Source organism: Streptomyces virginiae, assembly GCF_000720455.1.
Taxonomy (GTDB): domain Bacteria; phylum Actinomycetota; class Actinomycetes; order Streptomycetales; family Streptomycetaceae; genus Streptomyces; species Streptomyces virginiae.
Genome location: NZ_JOAK01000008.1, coordinates 178786 through 193190, shown reverse-complemented (window position 1 = coordinate 193190; position 14405 = coordinate 178786). Strand labels below are relative to the sequence as shown.

Genomic DNA, 14405 nt, shown 5'->3' with positions numbered 1-14405 from the left:
AAGCCCGTGAACGTCTCCACCCACACCGGCTCAGCCCGCAACACCCCACCCATACAGGCAAAATGCCCAAGACTGAGCCTTCTGCAACACCCTTTAGGACGGCGGACCACCCGAGGTGCCCGGGGAGGCGGGCGGGTCCGGGGGCCGGGCCGCGCCGGCGGGGTCGGCCGGGGCGGGGGCGCGGCAGGGCGCCAGCACCCGCTCGACGTCGAGGGTGAGCGAGTCGAGCCAGGTCTGGGCGGCGAAGAACTCCGACGGGGCGACGACCTCCGGCACCTGCGCCACGCCGGCCGCTCCGGCCGTCGGATCGGCGGCCGCCCCGACGGTTGCGGGCCCGTCGCCGTGCGCCCCGTCCGCCGACGGGATCGTGGCCGCCCACTGCGCCGCACCCCGCATCCCGGCGGCCACACCGTCCGCCCGGCCGCTGAGCCGCTCCCCGTTGCCCGGCCCGAGGTCGGGTCCGGCGCGTGCGAGCAGCCTCCGGGAGCCCCAGAGCACGTGATGGCCCGTGATCATGGCCGCCTGCCAGTCGGGCGCACCGGCCACCGGCGCCCGCGGCTCGCTCTGGCGCTGCGCGTAGGCACTCTCCGCCAGCGAGAGCGCGAGCTGGAGCGCGTGGTCGTCGGGGGCGGTGTCACGCCTGCCGGCGACCACCGCGGCCGTGGTCCTCTCGACCGTCTCGGCCTCCCGCGCCAGCAGCACCGCGACCGCGCGGTGCAGCTCGGACTGCGCTCCCCGCGGCCAGGCGAGCAGCCCGAACACGACCCCGATCGTGCTGCCGATGATCACGTCCATGAGCCGGACCCCGGCCAGTCGCCAGGTCACGGGCGCCAGCTGCGCGAAGACGAAGGACACGACGAGGGTGAACATGCCCTGGGCCCAGCCCACGCCCCGGACCGGCCCCACCGTGAAGGCGACGAGCATCACCAGCGGCAGGATGACGGCGTAGACGGTGGTGTGGCCGCCGACGAGGGCCAGGACTCCGGCGGCCAGGAGCGCGCCGAGCAGGGTTCCGGCGAGCGCCTGGCGGACGGTCGCCTTCGTCTGGGAGACCGTGGTCCGGGTCAGGCTGAGGACGGCCAGCATCGCCCAGAAGCCGTGGGGCAGCGACTCCACGCCGGCGATCGTGCGCACGACCGCGAGGGCGAGGCTGATCCGGACGGCGTTCTGGAAGTGCACGGAGCGGGGCCCGGCGTGCGCCGCCAACCGGTGCCACCACAGGCGGGGCGCCCGCCGGCCCGCGTACCAGAACCGGCCGGAGTCGGTCCCCGCCGGGAGCGGGGCGCGCCGGCCCCGGACCGCCAGCTCGGCCGCGGTCGCGAAGGCCACGGCGGCGTCCGCCACCTCCAGCAGGGCCGCCCTGCGGCGGCCGCGCACCTCGGTCACCGGCTGCGGCTCCCGCGCGGCCGCTTCCCTCACCTCTTCCCGCAGTCGCCGCAGGGCGTCGGCCTCGTCGGTCGCGCGCCCCGTCCCGGCCAGCAGGGCTCCGGTCTCGGCGGCGGACCGGCCGACGGCCTCCAGCAGCTCCAGTCCGGTCTTCACCGGCGGCTGCCCCGCGGGGGGCGGGGGCAGAACCACCAGCCGCCCGAGCAGCGTGCGCGCTCCCAGGCCGGTGTGGGCGAGGGCGCGGTCGCGCAGGCCGGGCCCGGCGGGGCGTTCGGCCTCCTCCACGTGCAGGGGGCGCAGCGACTCGCCGACCTTCCGGGCGGTCTCCACCTCGGCCGCGGGCAACGTGTACGGGGCGCGGCCCAGCTCGGCGGCGAAGCGGGCGGCGGTGGCGGCCGCCCCGGCGGCCAGCTCCCGGTAGGTGGTGCCGCGCGGCTCGGGCAGGACGAACTTCTCGGCGAGGACGAGCAGGACCAGACCGAAGGTCGCGCCCCCCAGCCGTGCGCCGAGGGTGTCGGGCGCGTAGGGCGGGAAGCACGGCAGGATGTAGAGCAGTTGCAGCCCGGGGGCGGCCCCCGCCGCCCGGGGTCCGGCCGCGGCCACGAAGGCGATGGCGAAGCCGATGACCAGCATGCCGGCCACGGCGGTCCAGGTCCGTACCGCGAGGAAGGTGCCGGCGGTGAGCAGCAGCCACACCACCGGCAGGGTCCTTGCCAGGACGGCCGCCCGCTGGTCGCCGGTGCCGGGGATGCGGGAGAGGGCCGCCATCGAGACCACCGCGAAGAGCGCGTACGTCGCCGCCACGGGCTGGTCCAGCCCGTACAGGCACACGTAGAACGCTCCGCACGCGCAGAGGGTGGTGCGGATAGCGCGTCGCGCCACGCTGCTGGGGCCGCGGCCTGCGCTCACGTCTTTTTCGGCACCCACCACTCCAGCATCGGGCCGGCCACCGCAAGCCACCACCCGCGGCCGGGCTTGCCGCACCGGCCGGCCGGAAGGTTTAATGAATGAACAGGCATTCATTAATGAGGAGGTGGCCGGTCGTGGCACGCCCGCGCGGCATCGAGGACGCGGTGATCCTGCAGGCCACGGCCCGGGTCATGGGCCGGGTGGGGCCGACGGGGCTCACCCTGGCGGCCGTGGCCCGCGAGGTCGGCCTGGTGCCCGGCACCCTGGTGCAGCGCTTCGGCTCCAAGCGCGGTCTGCTGCTGGCGCTGGCCGACCGGTCCGCGAAGGAAGCGGGCGAGGCGGCCGGGCGGGTGCGGGACGCCGGGACCACCGCGCTCGACGCCCTGGCGGCGCTGACGTCGCAGAACCTGGCCGGCATGGACACGCCGGAGAGCTTCGCCCACCACCTGGCCTTCCTGTGTACGGACCTCACCGATCCGCAGCTGTACGAACGCGCCCTGGCCGTACACCGGGCCCAGCGGCGGGCGATCGAGGCACTGCTGGCGGAGGCCGCCGACGCGGGCGAGCTCCGCGCCGGGACCGATGTCGCGGCGCTGGCCGGCACCGTGCAGGCGATCACCGCCGGCGCGGGCCTGTCCTGGGCCGTCGAACGCCGCGGCGGCCTCGCCCAGCGGCTGCGCCGGGAACTCGACGCCGTACTGCTCCCCCATCTCCCGCCCCGCCGCCACCCCCGCGAAACGGAGGAATCATGACGACCGACACACGCCCGCCGGCCGGACAGCCCCTGGCCGGAAAGGTGGCCCTGGTCGCCGGCGGCACCCGCGGCGGCGGACGGGGCATCGCGGTCGAGCTCGGCTCCGCCGGCGCGACGGTGTACGTCACCGGACGCAGCAGCGCCTCCGGCCGCTCGGACCTGGACCGCCCGGAGACGATCGAGGAAACGGCGGCGCGGATCACGGCCGCGGGCGGCGTGGGCGTCCCCGTCCGCACCGACCACAGCCGTCCCGAGGAGGTCCGGGCCCTCGTCGAGCGGATCGCCGCCGAACAGGACGGGCGGCTCGACGTCCTGGTCAACTCGGTGTGGGGCGCAGATCCGCTGACCGACTGGGAACACCCCTTGTGGGAGCAGGACTTGGAGACCGGCCTGCGGCTGCTGCGGCAGGCCGTGGAGACCCACGTGATCACGAGCCGGTACGCGCTGCCGCTGATGGTCGCCCGCGGGAGCGGCCTGGTGGTCGAGGTCACCGACGGCAACACCGCCCGCTACCGCGGCTCGTTCTTCTACGACCTGGCGAAGTCGGCGGTGATCCGCCTCGCCTTCGCTCAGGCCGCCGAGCTGCAGCCGCACGGCGTCGCCGCCGTGGCGATCACGCCCGGGTTCCTGCGGTCCGAGGCCATGCTCGACCACTTCGGCGTCACCGAGGGCAACTGGCGCGACGGCGTGGCGCAGGACCCGGACTTCGCCCACTCCGAATCCCCCGCGTACCTGGGCCGGGCGGTCGCGGCACTGGCCGCCGACCCGCGGATCATGTCCAGGACCGGCCGGGCCCTGGCCACTTGGGGCCTGTACCAGGAGTACGGGTTCACCGACGCCGACGGCACCCGGCCCGACTTCGCCGCCCACTGGGCGAAGGAACTTCAGGCGCGGTACGGCCCGCTCGGCGACCCCCTCTGACCGGACTCTCCCCCCGGCCGGCCCGTTCGGGCGGTGGTAGAACAGCGGCATGGACGAAGCGCGGGCGAGGGACGTACTGACGGCGGCGGGCCTGACCGGGGCCGGGGCTGCGGGGCCCGCGCTGCTCGCGCTGGGTGAGAACGCCGTGTTCGCCGTCGGCGACCTCGTGGTCAAGGTGGGCCGGGAGGCCGCGCTGCTGGAACGGGCCGAACGCGAACTCGCGGTGGCCGGCTGGTTCGCCGCGTCCGGCGTCCCCGCGGTCCGCGCGGCCGAGCCGGAGCCGCGGCTGGTGGGCGGGCATCCGCTGACCCTGTGGCACCGGCTCCCGGAGGCGGTGCGGCCCGCCGGGCCCGAGGACCTCGCGGTGCTGCTGCGGGCCGTCCACGCCCTGCCGCAACCGCCGTTCGCCCTGCCGCCGCGGGAACTGCTGGGCGGGGTCGAACGCTGGCTGCGACTGGCGGGGGACGCCGTCGACCCGGCCGACGCGGCGTACCTGCGCTCCCGCCGGGACGCCTACGCGGACGAGGTGGCGGCCCTGACCCCGCACCTGCCGCCGGGCCCGGTCCACGGCGACGCCCTGCCGCGCAACGTCCACGTGGGCCCGGACGGCCCGGTCCTGGTCGACCTGGAGACCGTCTCGGCCGACCTGCGCGAACACGACCTGGTGGTGATGGCCCTGTCCCGCGACCGGTACGGCACGCCTCCCGGGGAGTACGAGGCCTTCGCGGCGGCGTACGGCTGGGACGTCCGAGAATGGGAGGGCTGCGCGGTCCTGCGCGGCGCCCGCGAAACGGCCAGCTGTGCCTGGGTCGCCCAGCACGCACCCGGCAACGCCGCCGCCCGCACCGAGTTCCACCGCCGTGTGGCCTCTCTGCGCAGCGGCGACCCGCGCACGCGCTGGCACTCCTTCTAAGGGGTGGTGGGCGAGTCGCCGACCTGCGAACATCTGCGGATGATCACACTCTCCGACGACCTCGGACACCTTTCCTACGTCGTCACCGGCGACGGACCGCCCGTCGTCCTCGTGCACGCCGGCATCGCCGACCACCACATGTGGGACGCGGTCGTGCCCGCCCTCGCGGAGCGGCACACCGTCATCCGCTACGACCTGCGCGGCTTCGGACGGTCCGCTCCGCCGAGCGGTGCGTTCAGCGAGACCGACGACCTGCGCCGGCTCCTGGACCACCTCGGCCACGAACGCGTCCGCCTCGTCGGCGCTTCCTGGGGCGGCCGCGTCGCCGTGGACTTCACCCTCACCCATCCGGACCGGGTGCACTCCCTGGCGCTGCTGGCCGCGCCGTGGCCGGGGTACGGCTGGGGCGCCGAGATGATCGCGTACGACGAGGCGGAGACCGCAGCCCTGGCCGCGGGCGATCTGGACGCCGCCGTCGCCACGAACCTGGACATGTGGGTGCGCGGGCCGGCCCGCACGTGGGACGACGTCCCCACCGGCCTGGCAGACCGGCTCCGCGAGCCGATCCGCACGTCGCTGGTGAACCAGGACGTCGTCGGCGAGCACTCCCAGGCAGTCGTGCGGGGCGACCTGTCCGGCATCTCGGTCCCCACCCTGGTCGGTATCGGCACGCTCGACGTCGCCGACTTCCAGGACATCGCACGGCGCTACGCCGCCGAGATCCACGGCGCCACCCTGGTCGAGTTCCCGACCGCCGCCCACCTCATCGCGCTGGACGCCCCCGCCGAACTCACCGCGGCACTGGCCCCGTTCCTCGACCGCTAGGTCGTGTCCGCATGGCCTGGTCCCTGCCCCGTCTCCGGGGGTCCGCCCGCGGCCGTTCGGGCGGGCCCGTCAGGCCGGGACCAGGGTGCGCAGGGGCCAGGCCGTGTCGATCACCGCGTCCGGGGTGCCCTGGCGGCGCAGGTAGGACTGGAAGTCGCGGGCCCAGCGGGCGTGCCAGGTGCCCTGACGGGCGTGCAGGTCGGCCGGGGTCAGCTCGGCCACCTGCGGGTGCCGTTCGGCTATCGCGCGAGCGACGTGGACCGCGGCCAGCGCGTCCGCGCCGGCGTCGTGCGCCTCCTCCAGGGTGACCCCGTACACCCCGCAGACCGCCTCCAGGGTCCGCTTGCCGCGCCGGAAGCGGTCCACGGCCCGGTCGATGGTCAGCGGGTCCACCACCGGGCCCGTCTCCTCGCCGCCCAGCCGGTCGGCCAGCGAGGGCAGCCCGTGCCGGGCCAGCTCGGCGCTCAGCAGGGTGAGGTCGAAGGCCGCGTTGTACGCGACGACCACCGCTCCCGTCCGCCAGTGCGCGACCAGTGCCGCCGCGACCTCGTCGGCGACCTCCCGCACCGGGCGGCCCTCCGCGACCGCCCGCTCGGTGCTGATCCCGTGGATGGCCGAGGCCCCCTCCGGGATCGGTATCCCCGGATCCGCGAGCCAGCCGCGCCGTTCGTGCACCGCGCCGCCGCGCACCTCGACCACGGCCGCCGTCACGATCCTCGACTCGCCCGGCTCCGTGCCGGTCGTCTCCAGGTCGAACCCGATCAGCACCCGGCCGTGCCAGCCCCCCGTACCGCGCTGGTCCTCCACCCCGTGTCCCTCCCCCGTACACCTTCGGTCAACGGGTTTCAGCCTGCCACGGGCCACTGACAAGCCCGACGACGGGCCCCTGCGGCGGCGGTCCGGGCGCTCACGACACCGGGCGGGAGTCCTCCCACATCGACTCGAATTCCTCCCGGTACGTCGCGAACAGCCCGTGGTCCGCGTCCTTGGGCACCCCCCGGCCGCCGCCCCTCAGTACCAGCACCGGCGATTCCATGCCCCGCGCCCGCCGCAGGTACGACTGGACCACCGCGATCCCCGAGGACTGCCCCTCGACCAGATAGGCGGTGAAGCGCGGCGTCTCGTCGAAGACGTGGATCTCGAAGCGCGAGGGGTCCCGCAGCCCCGCCCGGACCCGCCGCACGTGCAGGATGTTCATCTCCACCGAGCGGCTCAGCTCCCCCTTGCGCAGCCCCAGCTCCCGCTCGCGCCGTTTGACCGCGCTGCTCGCCGGGTTCAGGAACAGCAGCCGCACCCGGCAGCCCGCCTCCGTCAGCCGGACGAGTCTTCGCCCCGAGAAGTTCTGCACCAGCAGGTTGAGCCCTATCCCGATGGCGTCGAGCCGTCGCGCACCGCCGAAGAGGTCCTCCGCCGGCAGGTTGCGCTGGAGCCGCACCCGGTCCGGGTGGACCGAGACGACGTCCGCGTACCGGTCGCCCACCAGGTCCTCGACGGCGTCGATCGGCAGCCGGTCCGCGGCGGGGCTGCCGGAGCCGCCGCCCAGTACCTCCAGCAGCCGCGCCGAGGCCCGCTCCGCCTGTTCCAGCACGGGCCGCGACAGGGCCCGGTTGCGGGAGACGACGTTACGGGTGACCTCCAGCTCGTCCAGGGCCAGCTCGATCTCGCGCCGGTCGTCGAAGTACGGCTCGAAGCAGGGCCAGTGCTGGACCATCAGCTCCCGCAGCTGCGGCAGGGTCAGGAAGCTCAGTACGTTGTCGTCGGCGGAGTCGAGGAGATAGCCCTTGCGCCGGCTCACCTCGCGCACGGCGACGGCCCGCTGCACCCACTCCTGCCCGGCGGGACCGGCGGCCGCGACGACCCAGTCGTCCCCGCCGTGCACCGGTTCGTAGATCGGCCGCAGCACCGCGCCGACCACCGACCGCAGCCGCTGTTCGATCAGGTTGAGCCAGATGTACGCCCGGCCCGCCCGCTGCGCCCGGGTACGGACCTCGCTCCAGGCCTCCGCGCCCCAGTCCAGTTCGGCGCCGGCCCGCGCGCTCCCGGCCTCCGCCGGCCCGCCCGCCAGGGAGACCGCCCCTGCCGGGATCCCCGTCGGCGCCCCGCCGGGGACACCACCTGGGGCGTCCGCCGGGCCACCCTCGTGACTGCTGTCACCAGGGGGCAGCTCCAGACCTCCCGAGCTCACCCGTGCACCGCCTTCTGCGTCTGGACGCCCGTCTCCAGTGATCACGGAAGGGTATCCCGCGCGCGCGGCCCGGTGCAGCCCGATGGCCCTCACACGGACCGTCCATTGACCCATTATCCGATGCGCGGACAGTCCGCTGACCCGACTGTCAGGTCTGCGGGTCACCCGGTAGGACCACTCCCAAGTCCGCGCTTGCGGCCCCTCTTTCGGGGAAGATCTGGCAGTGACGCGGTCCAAGCCGGATCATCCGGGACGTCTTTCGACACCGAGGGAAGAGTCGTTGTCTATGCAGGTCTGGCCAGGACAGGCGTATCCCCTCGGCGCCACGTACGACGGCGCCGGGACCAACTTCGCCGTCTATTCCGAGGCCGCCCGGCGCATCGAGCTGTGCCTCCTCCACGACGACGGGTCCGAGACCGCCGTCGAACTGCGGGAGACGGACGCCTTCGTCCGCCACGCCTACCTGCCCGGGATCATGCCGGGGCAGCGCTACGGCTTCCGCGTGCACGGCCCCTACGAACCGGAGCGCGGCCGCCGCTGCAACGCGGCGAAGCTGCTGCTCGACCCGTACGCGCGGGCCATCAGCGGCGGGGTGAACTGGAACGAGGCGGTGTACGGCTACCACTTCGGCCGCCCCGACTCCCGCAACGACCTGGACTCCGCCCCGCACACCATGAGCTCGGTGGTGGTGAATCCGTACTTCGACTGGGCCAACGACCGGCCGCCGCGCCACGAGTACCACCACACCGTGCTGTACGAGGCCCACGTCAAGGGCCTGACCATGCGTCATCCGGACCTCCCCGAGGAGCTGCGCGGGACGTACGGGGCGCTCGCGCACCCGGCGGTCATCGGCCACCTCGCCAAGCTCGGGGTCACGGCGCTGGAGCTGATGCCGGTGCACCAGTTCGTCAACGACCACCGGCTGGTCAACGACGGGCTGAGCAACTACTGGGGCTACAACACGATCGGCTTCTTCGCCCCGCACAACGGCTACGCCTCGGGTGACCGCGGCCAGCAGGTGCTGGAGTTCAAGTCGGCCGTGCGGGCCCTGCACGAGGCGGGGATCGAGGTGATCCTCGACGTCGTCTACAACCACACCGCCGAAGGCAACCACCTGGGGCCGACGCTGTCCTTCCGGGGGCTGGACAACGCCTCGTACTACCGGCTGTCGGACGATCCGCGGCACTACATGGACACCACGGGCACCGGGAACTCCCTCCTGATGCGCTCCCCGCACGTGCTCCAGCTGATCATGGACTCGCTGCGCTACTGGGTCACCGAGATGCACGTGGACGGCTTCCGCTTCGATCTCGCGGCGACGCTGGCCCGGCAGTTCCACGAGGTGGACCGGCTGTCGTCGTTCTTCGACCTGGTCCAGCAGGACCCGGTGGTCAGCCAGGTGAAGCTGATCGCGGAGCCGTGGGACCTGGGCGAGGGCGGCTACCAGGTGGGCAACTTCCCGCCGCTGTGGACGGAGTGGAACGGCAAGTACCGCGACACCGTACGGGACTTGTGGCGCGGGCAGCCGCGTACGCTCGCGGAGTTCGCGGGACGGCTGACCGGCTCCTCGGACCTCTACCAGGACGACGGCCGGCGCCCGCTGGCCTCCATCAACTTCACCACCTGCCACGACGGTTTCACCCTGAACGACCTCGTCTCGTACAACGAGAAGCACAACGAGGCCAACCGGGAGGGCAACCGGGACGGCGAGAGCCACAACCGGTCCTGGAACTGCGGGGTGGAGGGACCGACCGAGGACCCGGAGGTCCTGGCGCTGCGCGAGCGGCAGATGCGCAACTTCACGGCCACCCTCCTGCTGTCCCAGGGCGTGCCGATGCTCAGCCACGGCGACGAGTTCGGCCGCACCCAGGGCGGCAACAACAACGCCTACTGCCAGGACAACGAACTGTCGTGGGTGGGCTGGCCGGAGCCCGGCAAACCGGCGCCGTCGCTGCTGGAGTTCACGCGGCAGATGGTGTGGCTGCGCCGCGACCACCCGGTGTTCCGGCGCCGCCGCTTCTTCCACGGGCGCCCGGTGGAGGGCACGCACGACGAGCTCTCCGACATCGCCTGGTTCACCCCGCACGGCGAGGAGATGCGGGCGCGCGACTGGCAGGCGCAGCACGCGCGGGCGCTGACCGTGTTCCTCAACGGTGAGGCGATCTCCGAGCCGGGCAGCCGCGGGGAGCGGATCACGGACGACTCCTTCCTGCTGATGTTCAACGCGGGTGCCGAGCCGCAGGACTTCACCGTTCCGCCGGGGCACGGCATGCAGTGGCGGCTGGTGGTGGACACCTCCCGGGCGGACGTACTGCCACCCGGCACCGGGCCGCAGTACGCGGCCGGCGACCGGGTGGCGCTGACGGGGCGGTGCCTGGTGGTGCTTCAGCGGCCGGCGTAGGCGGGGTCCGGGACCGGCGGCAGGGCCGGCTCGGCGCCCTGGGCCGCGGGCGTACGGGCGGCGGGCACGCGGGTGACGAGGGCGAGGGTCAGGCAGAGCGCGGCCGCCCCCACGGCCACGGCGAAGGCCCCGCCGGGGCCGTACCGCTCGGCGAGGCGCCCGGAGACGACGAGCGCGGCGGCCTGCCCGGCCACCAGGCTGCTGGCGGCGAAGGCCATGGCGGTGGCGAGCCGGACCGGTTCCACGGCCCGCTCGGTCAGCGCGAACGCGGTGATCAGGTGGGGTGCGTAGGCGGCCCCGAGCACGGTGACGACCGCGTACAGCGGCCACAGGCCGTCGGTGACCAGCAGCGGAGCCGAGAGCACGAGGGCGGCGCCGGTCGCCACCCGCCAGCGCAGCCGCAGACCGAAGCGGGCGGGCAGCGCGCCGAGCGCGAGGCCGACGGCGGCGCTGACGACGCCCATCGCGGAGTAGACGACGGCGGCCTGGTCCGGGACGCCGAGGCGGATGGTGAGTGCGGTGATGCCGGCCTGGCAGGCGCCGAACATCACGCCCTGGAGGGCGAGGGAGCCCCGTACGGCGTGGACCACGGCGGGCGTCCGGACCCGGCTGCCCGCCCGCCGCTCACGCGCCGGCGCCCCGGAGGTGACGGAGGCGGTCGGATGCAGGGCGAAGGCGCTGCCGAAGACGGCGACGAGGCCGGCCGCGCCGGCCAGGGCGAAGGCCGGGTGCGCGAGCAGTGAGGCGAGCCCGACCAGGGCGGGCCCGAAGACGAAGGAGACCTCGTCCAGGGTGCCTTCGAGGGCGTGCACGGCGCCCACGACGCCCTCGTCGGCCCCGGCGCGGTGGGCCAGGGCGACGGAGCGGGTCCGCGCGAGCGGCCCGATCAGCGGCACGGAGGCGCCGGTGACGGCGCCGACCGCGGCGAGCGGGAGCGTCGCGAGGTGGGTGAGCGCACCGGCGACCAGAGCCGCGGTGGCGACGGCGTTCACCGCGGCGGCGGCCAGGACGACGGGCCGCTGGCCGTGCCGGTCGGCGAGCCAGCCGAGGACGGGCCCGCAGAGGACCTGGCCGATGGAGAGCGCCCCTCCGACGATGCCGGCGGTGGCCAGGGAGCCGCTGGTCTGGGCGACCAGCAGGAAGCTTCCGAACTGGGACATCGCGACGGGCAGTCGGGCGAGGAATGAGACGAGCGGGAGTAGGGGCCCGGTCAGGGCGATGACTCTTCGATAGGTGTCGACGGTTCCAACCACTTGATCGACACTAACCCGGCGCAGTCACTCGGATGCATTGGGTCATGGCACGGAATCCGGCAGGTTGGGTACGTACGTTCTCATGAGCCAGCCGCGCCCGACCCCCGCATCGGAATCTGATGTTCCGAATCCTGTCACTCCGGCGTCGACCTACCGCCTCCAACTGCGCCCGGAATTCCCCTTCGCGGCGGCCGAGGCGGCCGTGCCGTACCTCGCCTCGCTCGGCGTGTCGCACCTGCACCTCTCCCCCGTCCTGGAGGCGGCGCCCGGATCGGCCCACGGGTACGACGTCACCGACCACTCCCGGGTACGGGCCGAGCTCGGCGGCGAGGCCGGCCTGCGGGCCCTGGCCGGGGCCGCCCGGGCGCACGGTCTCGGCCTGGTGCTCGACATCGTGCCCAACCACATGGCGGTACCGACGCCGCTGCGGCTGAACCGGCCGCTGTGGGAGGTGCTGCGGGACGGGCCCGGATCGCCGTACGCACGCTGGTTCGACATCGACTGGGAGGCGGGCGGCGGCCAGGTGGCGCTCCCGCTGCTCCCCGGCCCGGTGGACTCCTGCGACCTGCGGGTCGACGGCGGGGTGCTGCGCCACGGGGAGCAGGAGTTCCCGCTGCGGGAGGGGACCGCGGGCCTGCCGCTGCCGGAGCTGCTCGCCGCGCAGTGGTACCGGCCCGCGTGGTGGCGCGAAACCGGGACGGCGCTCAACTACCGGCGTTTCTTCACCATTTCGGAACTGATCGGGGTCCGGGTGGAGGACCCGGAGGTGTTCACGGCCACCCACGCGAAGGTGCTGGAGCTGGTCCGCGACGGTGTCGCGCAGGGCCTGCGGATCGATCACGTGGACGGTCTGGCGGACCCGGAGGAGTACCTGGGCCGGCTGCGGGCCGCGGCGGGCGACGGCTGCTGGGTGGTGGTGGAGAAGATCCTGGCCCGCCACGAGCGGCTGCCGGCCGGGTGGCCGGTGGCGGGGACCACCGGGTACGACGCCCTGCACCGGGTCGACGGGGTGTTCACCGACCCGGCGGGCGCGGCCGAACTGGCCGCCCGGTACGGGGAGTCGACCGGACTGCCGCAGTGGCCGGAGACGGCCCGGGCCTGTGCGCGGGAGGTCCTGACCGGCGACCTGGCCGCCGAACTGGGGGCGCTGGAGCGCCGGGCCGGCGAGGAACTGGCCGCCGCCGTACGCGAACTGCTGATCGCCTTTCCCGTCTACCGGCCCTATCCCGGCGAGCCGGAGCTGCCGCCGCAGGCGCTGGAGCGGGCGGGCGAGCTGGCCGGTGCGGCCGCGGTGGCGGGCGTACGGGAGCTGCTGCTGCGGGACCCGGCCTTCGCCGCCCGCTTCGCCCAGACCTCGGCGGCCCTGCGCGCCAAGTCCCTGGAGGACCGGGCCTTCTACCGGTACGCGCCCCTGCTGTCGGCCACCGAGGTGGGCGGGGAGCCCGGGCGTCCGGCGGTGTCGCCCGAGGAGTTCCACGCGTACTGCGCCGCACTGGCGCGGGACTGGCCCCGGACCGGCACGGTGCTGTCCACGCACGACACCAAGCGCAGCGCGGACGTCAGGGCCCGGATCTCGGCGCTGTCCCAGGCGCCGGAGCTGATGACCGACCCCGACGGCCCGGCCGACGGGAAGACCGGCCGCGACCCCCACCTGGCCTGGGTGGCCCGGCAGACCGCGTTCGGGCTCGGCCGGGCCCCCGAGGCGCTGCCGCGGCTGGCCGACGCCCTGCTCAAGGGGGCCCGCGAGGCCGCCCTGCACACCAGCTGGACCGAGCGGAACGAGGAGTACGAGACGGCCGTGCCGGACTACGCCCCGGCCCCGCTCGACCTCCCGGCGGACCTGGCGCAGGCGGCCCGCGCGAACCTGCTCGGCATGGCGCTGCTGCACCTCGCGATGCCGGGGGTCCCGGAGGTCTACCAGGGTGCGGAGACCGAGTACCGGGCGCTGGTCGACCCGGACAACCGGCGCCCGGCGCACTTCCCGGGCGAGGCACTGGCCCGGCTGGACGCGGGGGCCGCCCCGCAGGACCCGGCCGAGGAGAAGCTGGCCCTCACGGCGGCGCTGCTGCGGCTGCGCCGGGACCGGCCGGAACTCTTCCGGGGTTACGCTCCCGTCGCGGCCCGGGGCCCGGCGGCGGGTCACCTGGTGGCCTTCACCCGGGCGCCGGGCCTGCTGGTGGCGGCCACCCGGCTGTCCCACCGGCTGGCGGCGTCGGGCGGCTGGCGCGACACCCGGGTCGACCTGCCGCCCGGCACGTGGACGCCGGTCCTCCCCCCGCACGCCGACCGTGGACCCCGCACCGCGCACAGCGGATCAGCCGAGGTCACAGCCCTGCTGGACGACCGTCCGGTGGGCGTCTGGCTCCGCCGCTGAGGACCCGCCGGCGGCCCCGGTGCCGTGGCGGTCGAGGCTCCGAGGAGCTCCGCGAAGGCCGCGGCGGTGCCGCGGGTGACGTATTCGGCGCCGCAGACCGCCGCCGTCGGGCTGACGGAGGCGCAGGCGCGCGAGGCGGCGTACGACGTGGTGGTGAACACGATGCCGCTGACGGCGGTGGCGAAGGGAATGGTGCACGGGCGGGGCGGCACGGTGAAGGTGGTCGCCGAGCGGGACGGGCGGGTGCTGGGGGTGCACCTGGTGGGGCCGCACGTGTCGGAGATGATCGCGGAGAGCCAGCTGATCGTGGGCTGGGACGCGGAGCCCTCCGACGTGGCCCGCCACCTACACGCCCTCCGACGCTCTCGGAGGCGGTCGGCGAGGCCTTCCTGAGCCTGGCGGGCCGGGGCCTGCACCAGCGCCAGCGGCAGGCGCCGGCGCAGCCTTGGCCAGGGGTTTCCCCCCGGATCCGGGGAACTGCGGG

At 74.7% G+C, this 14405-nt stretch carries 10 protein-coding genes and 1 pseudogene; 7 read left to right on the top strand and 4 right to left on the bottom strand.

All coding sequences use genetic code 11. The features are described 5' to 3' along the window. Positions 1-93 precede the first annotated feature (93 nt). Entirely contained in the window at positions 94-2295 is a 2202-nt protein-coding gene (locus IG86_RS0115780; protein WP_244305876.1) for an FUSC family protein, read from the bottom strand. A 134-nt stretch (positions 2296-2429) separates the two neighbouring features. Here IG86_RS0115780 and IG86_RS0115775 point away from each other — a divergent pair, with 134 nt between their 5' ends. Genes IG86_RS0115775 through IG86_RS0115760 form a run of 4 tightly spaced genes read left to right on the top strand, consistent with a single transcriptional unit; the run spans position 2430 to position 5708 of the window. Beyond that, the gene (locus IG86_RS0115775) at positions 2430-3047 is read left to right on the top strand and encodes a TetR/AcrR family transcriptional regulator (protein ID WP_234348960.1); all 618 of its coding nucleotides are present in this window, start codon (positions 2430-2432) and stop codon (positions 3045-3047) included. Next, positions 3044-3970: an SDR family oxidoreductase gene (locus tag IG86_RS0115770; protein WP_030897326.1), complete on the top strand. Its 927-nt coding sequence runs from the start codon at positions 3044-3046 to the stop codon at positions 3968-3970. The genes IG86_RS0115775 and IG86_RS0115770 overlap by 4 nt, the downstream gene beginning before the upstream one ends. A gap of 49 nt (positions 3971-4019) precedes the next feature. After that, complete coding sequence (locus IG86_RS0115765; RefSeq protein WP_030824465.1) at positions 4020-4883, top strand: aminoglycoside phosphotransferase family protein; 864 nt, start codon at positions 4020-4022, stop codon at positions 4881-4883. A gap of 39 nt (positions 4884-4922) precedes the next feature. Further along, positions 4923-5708: an alpha/beta fold hydrolase gene (locus IG86_RS0115760; RefSeq protein WP_030897323.1), complete on the top strand. Its 786-nt coding sequence runs from the start codon at positions 4923-4925 to the stop codon at positions 5706-5708. A 69-nt stretch (positions 5709-5777) separates the two neighbouring features. Here the strand turns inward: IG86_RS0115760 and IG86_RS0115755 are convergent, their stop codons facing one another. Next, positions 5778-6515, bottom strand: a complete 738-nt coding sequence (locus IG86_RS0115755) for a 3'-5' exonuclease (protein ID WP_030897320.1) — start codon at positions 6513-6515, stop codon at positions 5778-5780. A 100-nt stretch (positions 6516-6615) separates the two neighbouring features. Next, positions 6616-7893 carry an SAV2148 family HEPN domain-containing protein gene (locus IG86_RS0115750; RefSeq protein WP_030824456.1) on the bottom strand — a complete coding sequence of 426 codons (1278 nt, stop codon included), beginning with the start codon at positions 7891-7893 and terminating at the stop codon, positions 6616-6618. A 286-nt stretch (positions 7894-8179) separates the two neighbouring features. Between IG86_RS0115750 and glgX the strand changes: the two genes are divergently transcribed. Continuing rightward, positions 8180-10294, top strand: coding sequence for a glycogen debranching protein GlgX (glgX, locus tag IG86_RS0115745; protein ID WP_030897318.1), 2115 nt, complete (start codon positions 8180-8182; stop codon positions 10292-10294). Here the strand turns inward: glgX and IG86_RS0115740 are convergent. Further along, entirely contained in the window at positions 10279-11547 is a 1269-nt protein-coding gene (locus IG86_RS0115740; protein ID WP_051785202.1) for an MFS transporter, read from the bottom strand. The two genes, glgX and IG86_RS0115740, sit on opposite strands and share 16 nt — an antisense overlap. 82 nt (positions 11548-11629) lie before the next feature. Here IG86_RS0115740 and treY point away from each other — a divergent pair, with 82 nt between their 5' ends. Both treY and IG86_RS0115730 read left to right on the top strand, forming a co-directional pair. Beyond that, positions 11630-13921, top strand: coding sequence for a malto-oligosyltrehalose synthase (treY, locus tag IG86_RS0115735; protein WP_051785201.1), 2292 nt, complete (start codon positions 11630-11632; stop codon positions 13919-13921). A 63-nt stretch (positions 13922-13984) separates the two neighbouring features. Next, positions 13985-14343, top strand: a pseudogene (locus tag IG86_RS0115730) (dihydrolipoyl dehydrogenase); the annotation flags it as partial. Positions 14344-14405: the final 62 nt, after the last annotated feature.

Coding starts and splice junctions, on each gene's coding strand:
- treY (WP_051785201.1), top strand. CDS start 11,630: ATGAGCCAGCCGCGCCCGACCCCCGCATCGGAATCTGATGTTCCGAAT.
- IG86_RS0115770 (WP_030897326.1), top strand. CDS start 3,044: ATGACGACCGACACACGCCCGCCGGCCGGACAGCCCCTGGCCGGAAAG.
- glgX (WP_030897318.1), top strand. CDS start 8,180: ATGCAGGTCTGGCCAGGACAGGCGTATCCCCTCGGCGCCACGTACGAC.
- IG86_RS0115760 (WP_030897323.1), top strand. CDS start 4,923: ATGATCACACTCTCCGACGACCTCGGACACCTTTCCTACGTCGTCACC.
- IG86_RS0115765 (WP_030824465.1), top strand. CDS start 4,020: ATGGACGAAGCGCGGGCGAGGGACGTACTGACGGCGGCGGGCCTGACC.